The following is a 14,282-nucleotide window of genomic DNA, read 5'->3' as shown; positions in this document are numbered from 1 at the left end:
TAAAAGGAACATGAATGCAATACTCCAATTTGGGTCACAGCGGTGTAAAATTATCTCGCGTGTGTTTAGGGACTATGACTTGGGGCACTCAAAATACGCAGGCTGACGCCGACGCTCAACTTGCTTATGCACTTGAGCAAGGTGTTAATTTTTTCGATACCGCAGAGTTATATTCGGTACCCCCAACGGCCGAGTCTTATGGCGCAACCGAGCGTATAATTGGTAACTGGTTACATCGTCATCCGGCACTGCGCCAAAACTTGGTATTAGCAACAAAAATAGCCGGTAGCGGCTTGCCCTATATCCGCGAGGGAACAGGTATTAGTCCGCAAAGTATTGTCAGTGCCATTGACGATTCTTTAACGCGATTACAAACCGACTACATCGACCTTTATCAACTGCATTGGCCAAACCGGGTGTCGCCACATTTTGGCAAACACGGCGTCGGACAGATTGGATTTTCAGACATTAATGCCCAGCAGCAAACTGATGATATGCTGGCCATATTGCAGACACTACAACACTGTGTTGATGCGGGCAAAATTCGCTACTGTGGTTTGTCTAATGAAACACCCTGGGGGATTAGCCAGTATCTTAAACTCAGCCAACAGTATAATTTGCCTAAAATGGTGTCGATTCAAAATGAGTTTGGCCCGTTACACACTAAAGATTGGCCTTATCTTATTGAGCAATGTGTCCATGAAGACATCGCCTATTTGCCATGGTCGCCTTTAGCCGGTGGCGCACTCAGTGGTAAGTACTTAGGTGGCGCCAGGCCGCAAGGCTCGCGCTGGAGTATGTTGCAACGTAACGGTTTATTTCGTGACACTCCTGAATCGAATAAAGCGATAGCCGCTTTTGTTGAGTTAGCAAATAGCCATAACCTTAGCCCGGCAGCGTTAGCACTAAGTTGGGTTAATCAGGTTGATGGCGTGACATCTACCATTATTGGCGCCACCAGCATGGCGCAGCTGCAGCAGAATATTGCCGCATTTTCTGTAGCGTTAACACCTGAGCAAATGGCTGACATGGCACTGTTTTTACGCCAGTATCCGGCGCCGTTTTAATACCGCGTTAGCAAAGCGGCGAAGGCGTATTGTGCTGGCGTTTGTTATGTCCATTTTTTAACTCAGTATTTAACGCAGCAACTAGGGGCAAAGTGGCGCGCTTGCTGGTAGTAGGCGGTGCCGCTACGTTGTAACTGCCTTATTGTAGCCGCTTACTGGATAGCCCCAACTTCCCGACAGAATACCGCGCACGGCTGAAGGTGCCGCCTAGGTGTAGTAATAGTTACGCGCTCTTATTTTCCTAAAAACTATAACGGATACCAGCACTTACCGAACGGCCCGCGCCTTTTAGCTGGCTGAAGCCGTTGCTGTTGTCCTGGCGGTATTCAGCGATATTTACGCCGCCCAGAGGTAGCTCATAGTCTTTATCCAGCAGGTTGCTGATACCAAAACTTAGGGTTAGCTGCTTATGTTGCCACTGGCTGTTAAAATCCAATAAGGCGTAACTGGCTGTGGGGTTTTCCAGCCGGCGGCTATCTAGCCGGTTTTTGCCATCCTGCCATTGCCATGTTAGCTTTGTTTGCATCTTACCCAGCTGATGCTGCAGGCTAAGCGTGCTATTTAGTGGTCGCTGCTGATAAAGTGGGTCATCGGAGCTGTCGCGCTTACCGCGGTTTAGCCTGGCATCTGCCTGCAATTGCCATTGACCAAAGTAAGTATTACCGCCCAAAGCCCATTGGCCGCTGGCTTCAATACCATACAAGGTGGCATCTAAATTAACAAACTGCAGCCGGTGGCGCAGGTTGTCGCCGGTATTAAAGCTACCGGCGATGTTCACGTCGATAAAATCCGCTACCTTGGTGTAAAATGGCCGCAGTTGCAGCATCGCATTGTCACTGCTGTACAGATAAGCGACACTTATTGTACGGGCTGTTTCGGGCTTCAGGTTAATATCGCCGATATAGCCGTTGCCGTCACCAAACCAGCCAATCATGCTGATGGCCATTTGGCCCTGACCCCAGCTGTAACGTTCATACAGGTTAGGCGCACGGTTTTTTTGTGCCAGCCCAAACTGCAGTTGCTGCACATCATCCAACTGATAACCAGCCAAAAAAGTCAGATCTGCCAGCGTATCGCGCTGCTTGCGGTCTTGCTGGTTAAACGCCTGCGCGGCTACTGCATCGGCGGCCATCATGCCCATCATCATATTGCTGTAGGCCTGCACTGTACCTGTATTGGTGCTAACCTGCTCCAGTCGCGCGCCATAGTTAAGTAGTAATTTTGCCGTCAATTGCTGGTTAAGTTCGGCAAAAACCGCCAGTCGTTGGCGTTTACCATCATTAATATTAATGTAATCGTTCGGGCCCATCATCATCGAGCCTGGTACTGCCGGCCAGATATCGTTTAAACGGAACTGATAAAACTCGTGGCCGACTTTTAGCGAACTTGCGCTTGATAGCATAGTTTGCCAGTGCAACTGATAACTGTAATCGTCACTGTCGGTCAGCATCGGCATGGTGCCGGGCTTTTCTGCGGTAAAAAAGCCCATTTCGTGCTTAATGCCTTGCCAGTTTACCCGCGCCAGTAAGTCTCCATCAGCCAGAGGACGCTTGTATTGCAGCGTAGCACCAAAGCTCTGGTTTTCTGTCATGTCCATATACTGATTGGCAAAGCCTTGAAACGGGATGTACTGATGGCTAAGTTTTACCGCCAACTGCTCTTTGCCATCCTGCCAGGCGCCAACCAACTGATGGTTTTGCGCGCGGTACAAGGTGTCTGGCACCTTATCGTCGTTGCCATCGCGATAACTGTTGGCATCGCTATAGGCACCGTCATATTTCAGGCTGAATTGTTTGCTGGAAAACTCCGTGCCGCCAGTAATATTAACTGCGTCGCCATTACTCTGATAACGGCTGCCAAGGTAACTTTGTTGGTGAGATAGGCTGGCACTGTCTGTAAAAGTAGGGTTAATGCTGCTGACGCTAATAACTCCGGCGATATTATCGCCAGCCATACTCACCGGGGAAATACCGGCTACCACTGTGACAGCATTTATCTGATTGGCAGAAATATACGATAGCGGCGGGTTCATCTCGTTGGCGCAGGCCGCGCCGATATCGCTGCCGTCAATTAATACTTTAATGCGGTTGCCCATCATGCCGTTTAACAGCGGCAAGGCTGAAACTCCACCTGCGGCAGAGAAATCAACGCCTTTGGTGCGCAATAACTGCTCACTATTGCTCTGGTTGGTTTGCCAGTTTATACCTTTAATTTCAATCACTTCCAGTTCAGTGTTGCTAGCTTGAGCCAGCGCACTGCAAGAAATTAACAGTAACAGACTAATGGCAGAGTAGCGCCATGCAGGGCATTGGTGGCTTTGTATGGCGTGGGGCTCGTAAAACATATAGCAGTCCTTAACAAAAAATGTGCGGCTGCTAGTGTAATAAATTCAAGCTGTTATGCGGGTGTGACATATTGTCGCAGCATGTCGGGTTAGCCTGCTGCTGTTAGCAGGTAATACAGCAGCAGATGACTGATACAAACCACTACTGTCAGATGGTTACGCAGGGCGCGGTATTGGGTTTGGTATTGCCGGTTTATTCCACTGCGGTATTCTGCCAGACGCAATAACACAAACAAGCAAGCCTGGGCCGGCAAAAAGTATTCGCTGGCAAGTAGCAGTGTAAAGATACTAAGTACCGGAAAGGTTACTGCTACCAGTGCCAAGCGTTGGTTTTTTAACGGTTTTACAGCGTTGCTGTGTAGCACCGGCCACAAAACACCGGCCATAAAACCTAATATCAGTGCGCTGTAAAAGCTATAGAGCTCAAGTGTCTGGTCTGCACTCAAGTAAAAAGGGTACAGGTACAATAGCGGCAGGGTAATAAAAGGAATTAAACCGGCATAACCCAATACGGATAGGCGTGACATTATACGTTCTCCATTAAAATAGCCTGACGCTCATCTTCGGTTAAAATGCCAACAAGCACTGTGCGCCGGCGCAGTTTATTCATCCGTTCGCCGCTATCCAGCAGTGCTGCTTTAAACAACTCCGGCTGATCAATACAATCCAAAATACTAAACCAGTGAATGTAGCCACTATGTCGCAGTAAACCGGCCTGATAACGTTGTTCAAGCGTGTTTAATATTTGCCCCAGTCGCTGGGGCTCTGCCAGTAACTTATCGGCCATGGCACTATGCAGGCGTAAGATTTGCGCATCGGTTGCAGCGCTTTGTTTGGTTAAGGTTCGCCGTCGCATGGTTACAGTGTGCAATCGCCGTTTGCGCAATTACTGCGTTTTGTTGCCCAGTAAGCATAGGCTTTTTTTACCAGCCAATAACAAGGTGGTAAGCGTAGCAGCTTTACCATCCAGCTATGGCCAGCCAGCTGCCAATAGTGCAGTGTCGCGTCAATGCCAATTAAAAAATGATCATGCTGCCACAAATGAATTTGCTGCATCATGGCGGCTTTGCTAACGCCGGCAAAGCCGCTGAAGCTCTCAGTGCTAATATCCACCAGCTCAAGATGGGGTGTCAATTTTGGCCCCAACCAGTTTATTTCACGCTGGCATAGCGCACAGCTGCCGTCATAAAACAGTTTTTGCATTGTTTACCCATAAAAAAGCCCACTTTCAGCAAATACGCGGTCTGTGGGCTTTAGATCAGTGCGCTATAAATAAGGGCTTGATTAAACTACTTTAACAGCTCATCTACCGTACCCTGCGCCAGAGGGTGATACCCAGGCCGCGCTTTGGCGTACACGGCACGGGCAAAAGTCATACCTTGGGCAGTCTCTGCCAGTTGCTTATATAACGGCACAATAAGCTTACGACGACCGATATTGATTAAATATTGCTCCAATGCCGGGGTGATTTCCTGATACCCCGTACGCAGAGCTAACAGATACCAGGCATGCGCAATTTCGGCATTGGTTGAATGGGTTAAATCAAAGGCAGCATCCAGTTGTGACATACGCTCTAATGGCATATCTAACGGCAGGTTATTGATAAAATATAACCACTCATGCAATGTCCACGCTTTGGTAGGCAGTTGTGCCAAACTGCTACTGTTGTTTAGCCAGCTAGTAATGTGCGCGGAGACGTTATCAAAGGCGCCAGATACCGGCGCCGGTGTGGAGGCGGGTAAGCCTGGCTCGAATATCCATTGCTGTACTTCGGCGTCACTTACAATACCAGGGTATTTTTGCAATAAATGTTGTTGCAGGTATTTGATAAAGGTGTCGGTGGTGATGCTTTGGAAAGCAAACTGATCAAAGTAGTTTTTAACAAAGCTGTCAAACCGTTCACGACCAAACTTCTGCTCTAAAAACATTAAGAACAGTTGTCCTTTAACGTAAGGTACGCCGCTAAAAGCATCATCCGGATCGCGGCCTTTTAAATCGATATGCAATATGCTGTCGTCGGCAGGCAGTTCTGCCAGTTCAGCTTTTAAATCCTGTACCGACAGCGCTTGCTCCATTACGGCGCGGTCTGTGCCAAACACTTGTTCCATAATGCGGTTTTCAACATAGGAGGTAAAACCTTCGTTTAACCACAGATCGCGCCAACTGGCATTAGTGACCAGATTACCAGACCATGAGTGTGCCAGTTCGTGCGCTATAAGATTAACCAGGCTGCTGTCACCTGCGACAACCGTTGGGGTAATAAACGACAAGCGCGGGTTTTCCATGCCACCAAATGGGAAGCTAGGTGGCAAAATGAGCAAGTCATAGCGGCCCCAACGGTAATCGCCGTAAATGGGTTCATTGGCATTTATCATTTGTTGGGTGCTGGCGAACTCTTTGGTGGCCGCATCCAGAATATAAGGCTCAGAGTAGACGCCGGTTTGATCACTCATGGCTTTAAAATGCAGATCGCCGGCGGCAATCGCAATAAGGTAGGGTGGAATAGCTTGCGGCATCGAAAAGTGGTAATCGCCGTCACGCGCGGTTTCCGGCTCATTGTTAGCACTCATTACGGCTAAAATATTGTCGGGTGTGGTAATACGGGCGTCGTAGGTCATACGCACGGCGGGCGTATCCTGAATAGGGATCCAGCTACGGGCATGAATAGCCTGATTCTGGCTAAACATAAAGGGCAGCTGTTTGCCGGCGGTTTGCGTTGGCGTTAACCATTGCAGGCCAGAGGCTTTATCGGTAGAGCGGTAGTAAATACGCAAGGTTTCTGCACGAAACGAGGGCGTAACACTGAGTTTACTGCCCAAAACCTCATCGCGTTTTGCCAAATTAAACGGTACTTTTTGCCAGCTGCCATCGGCGCGTTTAGCATAAATGCGGTCAATGACTAAATCGCGTGTGTCTAAGTCAATGGTGTTGCTGTTGTTATTCAACCACGTTAATTGCAGATCGGCAAAGCCACTAAGGGCTTTTTGCTCAAAGTTAACGGCTAAATCCAGATGCAGGTGTTTTACGACTACGTCGTCGTAGTTGGCATAAGTATAGGTATCGGTGGTTGCCATCACAGAGCTGCTAAGTAAGCCAAAGGCAAGAGACAATAATTTTAAAGACATGCGTTTTTCCTTAAAACGAACAGATGCCGCAGTGTAAAGGCAAAGTTGTCGCAAACACAAGGCTACAAATAATGACAACTTAATGGCGTTACTTTTGCTGTAATACGCTACTAAGGTTTCCATCATCCCAGCTAGTTTGAAGAGGTATTTATGAAACGTGCATTGATCATCGCTGCTGCTACGTTAGGCTTTACCGCCAATGTTAGTGCCAGCCCGTTACCTGATTTTCCTTTTATAAATGTCACCGGTGAAGCCCGGTTAGAGGTTGCGCCGGATAAGGCAAAAATCCAGTTTGTGATTCGTCAAACGGCAGCAAAAGCAGATGCCGCCACCGATGCGGTGTATAAACAAGGGCATGATTTGATGCAATTTCTTGCCAAACACGGCGTTACAGACACCGATGTTGATGCGGCACAAATTAACAAAGAGGCGATGTATAAAGATTATCAGGACAGAACGATTACAGGTTATGAAGCCAGCCAGCCCATCAGCGTAACGTTAAACCAGTTAACCCATTATGTTGCTATCATGGATTACCTGTTTAAGCAGCCGCAAGTGTTCTCGATCCAGGGCAGCTTTGATAGCAGCCAACGGGAGCAAGTTGAACGTAAACTGAGTGAGCAGGCCGGAGCCGATGCAAGGCAACGGGCAAATCACTTGGCGGGTGCGCAGGGGGTAAAACTATCAACTGTATTTGCTATCACAGAAGGTACCGGCTTTGGCCAGCTGGCTGGCGATTTTGGTTTCGGCGGCGGTGCCGTAAGTTACGGCATGTTGCGTAAAAGCGTTGAAATGGCAGACGCTGGGCCAAGTTTGGTGCTACCGCGGCATATTACGTTACACAAAACCGTTAATGTTATTTATAAAATTACGCCTTAGGCATATTGTAAATAAAGCGGTGAAAACGGCTATAAGGTTCTGAGCGCCGAGTGTTAGTCGCTAGCGCGCAAGGGGGTTAATTACACACTGGGTATTTAAGCCAGGCCCTTGTGCTTAGGTATGGCTTTGGTTATGTTAACGCTATTGTGCATTAGCAAAGCCTTATTATGCCTGACTTCTCCAGCATTAAGTTAACAGAATACAGCCACGGCGCCGGTTGTGGCTGTAAAATTTCACCGCAAGTATTAGATAAAATTCTACAAAGCAATATTAGCTTCTCAGATGCTAATTTGCTGGTTGGTAATAGCAGTAAAGATGACGCAGCCGCCTACGATTGGGGAGACGGTACGGCCGTATTAAGCACAACCGACTTCTTTATGCCTATTGTTGATGATGCGTTCGATTTTGGTCGCATTGCCGCGACGAATGCGATTAGCGATATTTATGCCATGGGTGGCACGCCGATTATGGCGATTGCTATTCTGGGTTGGCCGGTGAATAAATTGCCGGCTGAGCTAGCACAGCAAGTGCTTGAAGGGGCGCGTCAAACCTGTAAAGACGCTAACATTATGCTGGCGGGTGGCCATAGTATCGATGCGCCAGAACCCATTTTTGGCCTGGCGGTCACCGGGCGGGTTGCCAAGCAACATTTAACCCGCAACGATACCGCTAAAGCAGGTGATAGACTGTATTTAACCAAACCCCTGGGTGTGGGCATTTTAACTACAGCTCTAAAGCAAAAAAAGTTAAAACCTGAACACAATATGCTGGCACGCGATAGCATGGTGCAGTTAAACCAGATTGGTGCCGACATCGCTAAGCTCGAGGGGATATCAGCGATGACCGATGTCACCGGTTTTGGTTTACTTGGCCATTTAGTCGAAATGTGCGAGGGCAGTGGCCTAAGCGCCGTACTGGACACTCATACGGTGCCGGTATTGCCTAGTGTTGGCGATTATATTGCACTGGGTTGCATTCCCGGTGGCAGCAAGCGCAACTTTGCCAGTTATGGCGGTAAAATTTCAGCATTAACCCCAGAACAACAAGCCCTGTTGTGCGATCCGCAAACCAGCGGCGGCTTGCTGGTTGCGGTCAGTCCCGAAGCTGAAGCGGCATTTATTCATTTGGCCGTCGAGCACGATTTAACGCTGAATCCAATTGGCGAGCTATTCCCCGCGTTACCAGGCCATCTAATCCGTGTGCGTTAACTAGTCACTATGTCAGTGTCTTTGCCATTATCCGATAACTACGACGCCATACTGCGACAACGTTTGCCGCTGCTTGATGTTCGTGCACCGATTGAGTTTACAAAAGGCGCATTTAGCCACAGTCAAAACCTGCCGTTAATGAATGATGCCGAGCGCACGGCGGTGGGGACGTGCTACAAGCAGCACGGCCAGCAAGCGGCTATTGCTTTAGGGCATCAACTGGTATGCGGCGACATTAAACAGGCAAGAGTTGCCAGTTGGCAGGCATTTTCGTCCGCACACCCCAACGGCATGCTGTACTGTGCCCGCGGTGGTTTACGTTCGCAAATTGCCCAGCAATGGCTCGCCGATGCGGGTGTTATGTACCCCAAGGTAAAAGGCGGCTTTAAAGCCTTACGTCGCGCGGCTATTAACGTTATTGAACATGCTTCCACCCAGCCTATTTTGCTGCTGGCGGGCCCCACGGGTAGTGGTAAAACCCGCTTATTACATCAACTGCAAGCTATTGATTTAGAAGGGCTGGCTAACCATCGCGGTTCAGCGTTTGGCCGCAAATTGTCACCGCAGCCCACGCAAATTAGTTTTGAACATGACCTGGCCAGCGCTATCTTGCAGTTACAACATCCCCGGCCAGCCTATTTACTGTTAGAAGATGAGAGTCTGCTGATTGGGCAGCGCAATATTCCGCATCCGCTTTATCAAAGCATGCAACGTAGCCCAATATTATTGTTAGAAGAGCCGTTGGCGGTGCGGGTAGAGGTTATTCTGCAAGACTACATTGTAAACTTGTTTGCCGAAGCGCTACAGCACGATGCGGAGCAGGGCTTTACAGTGTTTGCCGATATGCTTCAGCAGGGTTTAGCGCGGATAAGCAAACGTTTAGGCGGTGTGTTATTTAGTGAACTGCAACAGTTATTAAACCAAGCACTTGAGCTGCAACGCACGACTGCAGACATTAGCCTGCATCGAATATGGATACAGCGCTTACTAAGTGAATACTACGATCCGATGTATCACTACCAACTACAAAAACGTAACTTACCCATCTTACTGCGCGGCGATGCTACTACATTGCTCAGTTGGTGGCGTCAACATGGCTTTGATAGCCGTTTGTAATGTCAGGTGCGCTGCCGTAGACTGAATTATCTAAATAGTTAAGGCACTGGCAGGGAATAAAGTAATGGTATCTAAATGGGGCTGGCAACTGTTGCAACTTAGCCGCAAGTTATGGGTACGTACTGTAGCCTTTGCCGTTTTGGCGTTGTTGTCAGCATTAGTGGCCTTTGCGATACAGGATCAGATCCCCTCAGATCTGGCTGATATGATTGGCGCCGGGGCTGCAGAGAAAATTCTCACCATTTTGGCTACCAGTATGCTTACGGTAACGACGTTTTCGTTAAGCGTAATGATTGCCGCCTTTAGCGCCTCAACCAACAGCGTGTCGCCACGCGCGACCCGGTTACTGATGGAAGATGCCACCACGCAAAATGCATTGGCAACTTTTGTTGGCTCGTTTTTATTTAGCATTGTTAGCATTATTCTGCTTAATACTCAGCTGTATTCGCAACGCGGTGCCGTGGTGTTGTTCCTCACCACCGTATTAGTGGTGGCGCTCATTGTTTTTACCATGCTGGTATGGATAAGCCATTTATCCGGGCTTGGCCGGGTAGGCGAAACAGCAAATAAGGTTGAAAACAAAACTTATGCGGCCTTAATGAGTTATGTCGCCAAACCTTGGCACGGTGCTAAACCGTTAGCGGATTTATCTGGGCTGCCACCAACCGCGCAACCTGTCATGGCAACGACCATTGGTTATATTCAACATGTTGATATCAAAGCCATTAATAAGTGGGCGCAACAACATGATTGTCAAGTTTATGTGGTGGTGCGCGCTGGCGTATTTACTGAACCCAACCGGCCGGTTATGTGGGTGCAAGGCAAAGCCAAAAACAGTGCGGATTGCTTGTTAACGGCACTAACAATTAAAGATTACCGTACTTTTGACCAAGACCCTCGTTTTGGTTTAATTGTGCTATCAGAAATAGCGTCAAAAGCGTTATCGCCAGCCATTAATGACCCTGGCACCGCCATTGAAATTATTGGTCGTGGTATGCGAGTACTCAGTAACTGGCGCAAACCCGACATCACCGCAGCCGATATTGAATACCCTTGTGTTTGGCAGATAGGTTTGGATTGCGGTGATTTATTTGATGACTTTTTTGCTCCTATTGCCCGTGACGGTGCCACGATAATGGAAGTGCAAATTCGTTTGCAGAAAAGCTTCATTATGTTAGCCAAATTGGGCGGTGACTTTCACAGCCATGCCTTGCATCATTCTACTGCAGCACTTGCCAGAGCGGAACTTGCCATGAAATACCCAGAGGACGTGAAACAGCTTAAACACCTGCATCAGCAATTGAGTGATAATTAAAGCAGTCGTGATGGGCGAGTAGACTAGGGTGTTAGTGGAGTTTTTTGCGGTTTAACAGCTTGGATCTAGCAGATCTCAGGTTTGCCTTTGCTAGTTGGCAAAAGCAAAACGTGATCCTGAAATCAAGAAGCAAGACAGGCATTTTAGCTACTTTACTTGTTCATGCATTACGTTTACGTACAGTGCTGCCAATAAAGGAGTTACAGCTGACAAACACAGAATTACGCCAGCATGTATCATAGATAAAAGATTTGTTATGACTCCGACACATGATGCAAAAATTAGTAAGCCCATGATAAACACGCTAGCACCCATTATTTTTCCTACCAACACTGGATCTGAGTATGATGAATCGTCCCAGCTAGCAAGCAAATTACGCTTCTGTTTAACTCCGATAAGATAACCCATCACCATAAAAGGGATGCCGCAAAACAGACCAAACAGTGCAGCAGCAAGAACTGAACCTTCCATCGATATTTCTCCTAGTAGTTAACGCTTGGGTTTGCAGTGAAGGCGAAGCCGCAACGGAAAAGCCATCGCTGTGGCTGCGTTTGTTATGTGCTGGTTTAAAATGGAATGTCATCCCACTCTTTCTCCTGTTCTGCTTTCCCGATTACTATCTTCTGAACATTAAACTTGCTCAGCATCGAATTAAGGCTATCCAGGAACTCTTTAGACTCAACAAGTCGGGAATTATCGGAGACTTGTTGCTTAAGATTTTCCAAAATATCCGAAGGCACCCCTTCTAGAGACTTGAAAATAGCAACTTTTTCTATAGCCTCCTCACTTGTGGTTGCATTTGAAAGAGCGCCAGAAAGTGAAATCAATATTTTATTTCTGGTTTTTGGGGACTTGACCAAGGTTTCAAATATCGCCTCGGCAACGTCACCTATCGTTTTTCCTTGAGCTTGGATTCCTTGATACTTACCAATAAATCCGTAAGGGTCTAGCCCTTTGCGGATTGGGATGATTAAAACGTCACGGCCAACAGCTACTCCAACTTCTTGATCGCACCACTTGCTTTCTTGAAATCCGGGCATAAGAATCGCTGCCAGCGCATCCATAGTTTTTAAGCCTGCTTCTATCTCGCTTTGCCACTCTTTTGTTGGCTCAATATCTTCATGAGCGACGAAACTGGATATAGCATATTTTCTAAGCGCAGTTTGCAGGTGTGAAGTTTGAACTTTGAAGGAAGCTAAATGACTCAAAAACAACCTGAAATGCCCTGCCTTCCAGAAGCCAACCTCTCTCACTACCTCAGTACCATTTGGAATGTCAACAAGCCCCAGCTCGCCTGCGATTTTGAAAAGCAACTCTTCATCGACTTTGGCAAGCATGTCTTTAGAGTACGATCTTTTACTATTGTGGGGGTAGTTATCCTGCGTTGGAACACCATGTCCACGAAAGTAAGCATTTATATCAGAGAATGTCATTCTAGACTGTAGCTCTGAACCGATATCGTCCAAGAATTTAATTTTTTCCAATCCATTCGTAATTGTCTGAATTTACTCCTAGAGCACATAACGCCCGCATTTGCGGCTGGTTTGGAGCGCAGCGGAAAACCAGTCCGGCAACATGCGCTTGATAATCATTGAGCCTTCTCCCCCAGCTTTGCCAGATTGGCTAAGCTGGAAGGCGACCAAACCAAAAAAGGAGAAGACCCAATGAAATTTTATACTACACAACATCCGTACTATTGTGGAATTGATTTGCATGCCCGCTCTTTGTACGTTTGTATTCTGGATGCTGCCGGTGAAACTATCTTACACCGTGAAATCAAAGCATTACCAGAACCTTTGCTTGATTTATTAGCACCTTACATCGGTAATATTGTTGTGGGCGTTGAATGCATGCATTGCTGGTATTGGGTCAGCGACTTTTGTGCTGAACACGGTATCGATTTCATCCTAGGCCATGCTTTATACATGAAGGCTATTCATGGCGGCAAAGCTAAAAATGACCGCATTGATTCCTATAAAATCGCACATTTGATCCGTGGCGGTAATTTCCCACTTGCCTATGTTTATCCACCTGAAATGCGCTCTGCCCGTGACTTACTGCGCCGCCGCACCCGTATTGTCCGCCATGGCGCTGATTTAAAAGCTCACGTCAAAAACACCACCAGCCAATATAACTTACCACCCAATGACCTGAACTTACGCTACCCCAACGCGCGTGAAGCTATGCGGGATCGCTTTGATGATCAGTTCGTGCAGCGCAATATCGATTTGGATTTAAACATCATTGCTTTTTACAACCATGAACTCAGTTCTATTGAATGCTTTATCGAAAAGCATGCCAAGCACCACAACGGTAGTGATTACCATATCCTTACCAGCTTCCCTGGCATTGGTCGCATCCTGGCACTGACCATACTTTACGAAGTAGGCAGCATCAGTCGCTTTAACAGTGTGCAGGATTTTGCATCCTACAGTCGGCTTATTAAGTGTAAAGCTGAGTCTGCCGGAAAAAACTATGGCACTCAGGGTAATAAAATTGGCAATGCCCATCTAAAGTGGGCCTTCGGTGAGATTGCCGTGCTTTACTTGCGCGGTAACGACAAAGCCAAATCTTACTTACTCAAGCTACAAAAGCGCATGAGCAAAGCCAAAGCGCTCTCAGCACTGGCACATAAAATTGGCCGTTGCGTGTACTACATGCTGAAAAATCAGAAGGTGTTCGATGAGAAACGTTTCTTAGCCGGTTAAGTCGCGGGACAAGGTGAGCTGAACGTCTAACTGGAACACCATGGCTGATGCTCAAATGAAGGCTGGGTAGCCCGTAGCAATAAGCTGAACATCCACCTTCTGGCACACTGCCGTAGCCAGATTGCCTTGATTAGACACCTTGTCGCCGCGCATTACCATCAGCAAGATGGTTTGCACCTGTGCTGAGCCTGAAACTAACTGGCTTTAAGCGTAAGCGTAACCCCAACCACACATTCCAAGCTTAGCTAAGTTTTCATACCCTGTTTGGATCTACTACCAGACAGGGGTTTCACATGATCCGCAGAACAACCGAGCAGTGGCTGGCGCTGTTTGACCAGTATAAAGCCAGTGGGCTAACGCAAACCGAATTTGCAAAACAACAAGGCATTGACCCGACTTATTTCAGCTATCGTAAGCGGCAACTTCTCGCCTGGCAGCAGGATGATAATACCGGCTTTGTTGAACTGACGCCGCAAGGCATGTTGCTTAGCCAGCCAATGCTGCTGAAAAAGCGCGATGT

The 14,282-nt window shown here is 47.6% G+C and carries 14 protein-coding genes; 7 read left to right on the top strand and 7 right to left on the bottom strand.

Annotation, left to right across the window (positions count from 1 at the left end; genetic code table 11):
- Positions 1 to 14: 14 nt before the first annotated feature.
- Complete coding sequence (locus tag H595_RS0113330; protein ID WP_027671660.1) at positions 15 to 1,067, top strand: aldo/keto reductase; 1,053 nt, start codon at positions 15 to 17, stop codon at positions 1,065 to 1,067.
- A gap of 241 nt (positions 1,068 to 1,308) precedes the next feature.
- Here the strand turns inward: H595_RS0113330 and H595_RS0113325 are convergent, their stop codons facing one another.
- The 5 genes from H595_RS0113325 to H595_RS0113305 all read right to left on the bottom strand — a co-directional run bounded on the left by H595_RS0113325 (position 1,309) and on the right by H595_RS0113305 (position 6,536).
- Positions 1,309 to 3,411, bottom strand: coding sequence for a TonB-dependent receptor plug domain-containing protein (locus tag H595_RS0113325; RefSeq protein ID WP_051219891.1), 2,103 nt, complete (start codon positions 3,409 to 3,411; stop codon positions 1,309 to 1,311).
- An 89-nt stretch (positions 3,412 to 3,500) separates the two neighbouring features.
- The gene (locus tag H595_RS0113320; RefSeq protein ID WP_027671658.1) at positions 3,501 to 3,938 is read right to left on the bottom strand and encodes a DUF3429 domain-containing protein; all 438 of its coding nucleotides are present in this window, start codon (positions 3,936 to 3,938) and stop codon (positions 3,501 to 3,503) included.
- Positions 3,938 to 4,267: a hypothetical protein gene (locus tag H595_RS0113315; RefSeq protein WP_027671657.1), complete on the bottom strand. Its 330-nt coding sequence runs from the start codon at positions 4,265 to 4,267 to the stop codon at positions 3,938 to 3,940. Before H595_RS0113315 ends, H595_RS0113320 begins: the two co-directional genes overlap by 1 nt.
- A 2-nt stretch (positions 4,268 to 4,269) precedes the next feature.
- A complete protein-coding gene (locus H595_RS0113310) occupies positions 4,270 to 4,614 on the bottom strand; it encodes a thiol-disulfide oxidoreductase DCC family protein (protein WP_027671656.1) in 345 nt (114 codons plus the stop codon).
- Positions 4,615 to 4,700: 86 nt separating this feature from the next.
- On the bottom strand, positions 4,701 to 6,536 hold the full coding sequence (locus H595_RS0113305) for a M1 family metallopeptidase (RefSeq protein WP_027671655.1): 1,836 nt from the start codon (positions 6,534 to 6,536) through the stop codon (positions 4,701 to 4,703).
- A 150-nt stretch (positions 6,537 to 6,686) separates the two neighbouring features.
- Between H595_RS0113305 and H595_RS0113300 the strand changes: the two genes are divergently transcribed.
- The 4 genes from H595_RS0113300 (at position 6,687) to H595_RS0113285 (ending at position 11,054) form a co-directional block, all read left to right on the top strand.
- Complete coding sequence (locus H595_RS0113300; RefSeq protein ID WP_027671654.1) at positions 6,687 to 7,415, top strand: SIMPL domain-containing protein; 729 nt, start codon at positions 6,687 to 6,689, stop codon at positions 7,413 to 7,415.
- Between the two features lie 167 nt (positions 7,416 to 7,582).
- On the top strand, positions 7,583 to 8,623 hold the full coding sequence (selD, locus tag H595_RS0113295; RefSeq protein ID WP_027671653.1) for a selenide, water dikinase SelD: 1,041 nt from the start codon (positions 7,583 to 7,585) through the stop codon (positions 8,621 to 8,623).
- Positions 8,624 to 8,632: 9 nt separating this feature from the next.
- Positions 8,633 to 9,739 (top strand): tRNA 2-selenouridine(34) synthase MnmH, encoded by a 1,107-nt coding sequence (gene mnmH, locus H595_RS0113290; protein ID WP_027671652.1) that lies wholly within the window; start codon positions 8,633 to 8,635, stop codon positions 9,737 to 9,739.
- Positions 9,740 to 9,803: 64 nt separating this feature from the next.
- Positions 9,804 to 11,054, top strand: coding sequence for a DUF2254 domain-containing protein (locus tag H595_RS0113285; protein WP_027671651.1), 1,251 nt, complete (start codon positions 9,804 to 9,806; stop codon positions 11,052 to 11,054).
- 147 nt (positions 11,055 to 11,201) lie between these two features.
- On the opposite strand, the gene H595_RS0113280 is transcribed toward H595_RS0113285, so the two are convergent.
- The gene (locus H595_RS0113280; RefSeq protein WP_027671650.1) at positions 11,202 to 11,525 is read right to left on the bottom strand and encodes a hypothetical protein; all 324 of its coding nucleotides are present in this window, start codon (positions 11,523 to 11,525) and stop codon (positions 11,202 to 11,204) included.
- A 95-nt stretch (positions 11,526 to 11,620) separates the two neighbouring features.
- Positions 11,621 to 12,487, bottom strand: a complete 867-nt coding sequence (locus tag H595_RS0113275; RefSeq protein WP_051219894.1) for a toll/interleukin-1 receptor domain-containing protein — start codon at positions 12,485 to 12,487, stop codon at positions 11,621 to 11,623.
- Between the two features lie 231 nt (positions 12,488 to 12,718).
- Here H595_RS0113275 and H595_RS0113270 point away from each other — a divergent pair, with 231 nt between their 5' ends.
- A complete protein-coding gene (locus tag H595_RS0113270; RefSeq protein WP_027671648.1) occupies positions 12,719 to 13,762 on the top strand; it encodes an IS110 family RNA-guided transposase in 1,044 nt (347 codons plus the stop codon).
- 293 nt (positions 13,763 to 14,055) lie between these two features.
- A partial coding sequence (tnpA, locus tag H595_RS0113260) for an IS66 family insertion sequence element accessory protein TnpA (RefSeq protein WP_240474898.1) occupies positions 14,056 to 14,282 on the top strand: 227 nt, incomplete at its 3' end.

This window comes from Rheinheimera baltica DSM 14885 (assembly GCF_000425345.1).
Lineage (GTDB): Bacteria > Pseudomonadota > Gammaproteobacteria > Enterobacterales > Alteromonadaceae > Alishewanella > Alishewanella baltica.
Note: the sequence above shows the minus strand (reverse complement) of the source record. Positions and strands in the feature narration are given on the sequence as shown.

Coding starts and splice junctions, on each gene's coding strand:
- H595_RS0113330 (WP_027671660.1), top strand. CDS start 15: ATGCAATACTCCAATTTGGGTCACAGCGGTGTAAAATTATCTCGCGTG.
- H595_RS0113325 (WP_051219891.1), bottom strand. CDS start 3,411: ATGTTTTACGAGCCCCACGCCATACAAAGCCACCAATGCCCTGCATGG.
- H595_RS0113320 (WP_027671658.1), bottom strand. CDS start 3,938: ATGTCACGCCTATCCGTATTGGGTTATGCCGGTTTAATTCCTTTTATT.
- H595_RS0113315 (WP_027671657.1), bottom strand. CDS start 4,267: ATGCGACGGCGAACCTTAACCAAACAAAGCGCTGCAACCGATGCGCAA.
- H595_RS0113310 (WP_027671656.1), bottom strand. CDS start 4,614: ATGCAAAAACTGTTTTATGACGGCAGCTGTGCGCTATGCCAGCGTGAA.
- H595_RS0113305 (WP_027671655.1), bottom strand. CDS start 6,536: ATGTCTTTAAAATTATTGTCTCTTGCCTTTGGCTTACTTAGCAGCTCT.
- H595_RS0113300 (WP_027671654.1), top strand. CDS start 6,687: ATGAAACGTGCATTGATCATCGCTGCTGCTACGTTAGGCTTTACCGCC.
- selD (WP_027671653.1), top strand. CDS start 7,583: ATGCCTGACTTCTCCAGCATTAAGTTAACAGAATACAGCCACGGCGCC.
- mnmH (WP_027671652.1), top strand. CDS start 8,633: ATGTCAGTGTCTTTGCCATTATCCGATAACTACGACGCCATACTGCGA.
- H595_RS0113285 (WP_027671651.1), top strand. CDS start 9,804: ATGGTATCTAAATGGGGCTGGCAACTGTTGCAACTTAGCCGCAAGTTA.
- H595_RS0113280 (WP_027671650.1), bottom strand. CDS start 11,525: ATGGAAGGTTCAGTTCTTGCTGCTGCACTGTTTGGTCTGTTTTGCGGC.
- H595_RS0113275 (WP_051219894.1), bottom strand. CDS start 12,487: ATGACATTCTCTGATATAAATGCTTACTTTCGTGGACATGGTGTTCCA.
- H595_RS0113270 (WP_027671648.1), top strand. CDS start 12,719: ATGAAATTTTATACTACACAACATCCGTACTATTGTGGAATTGATTTG.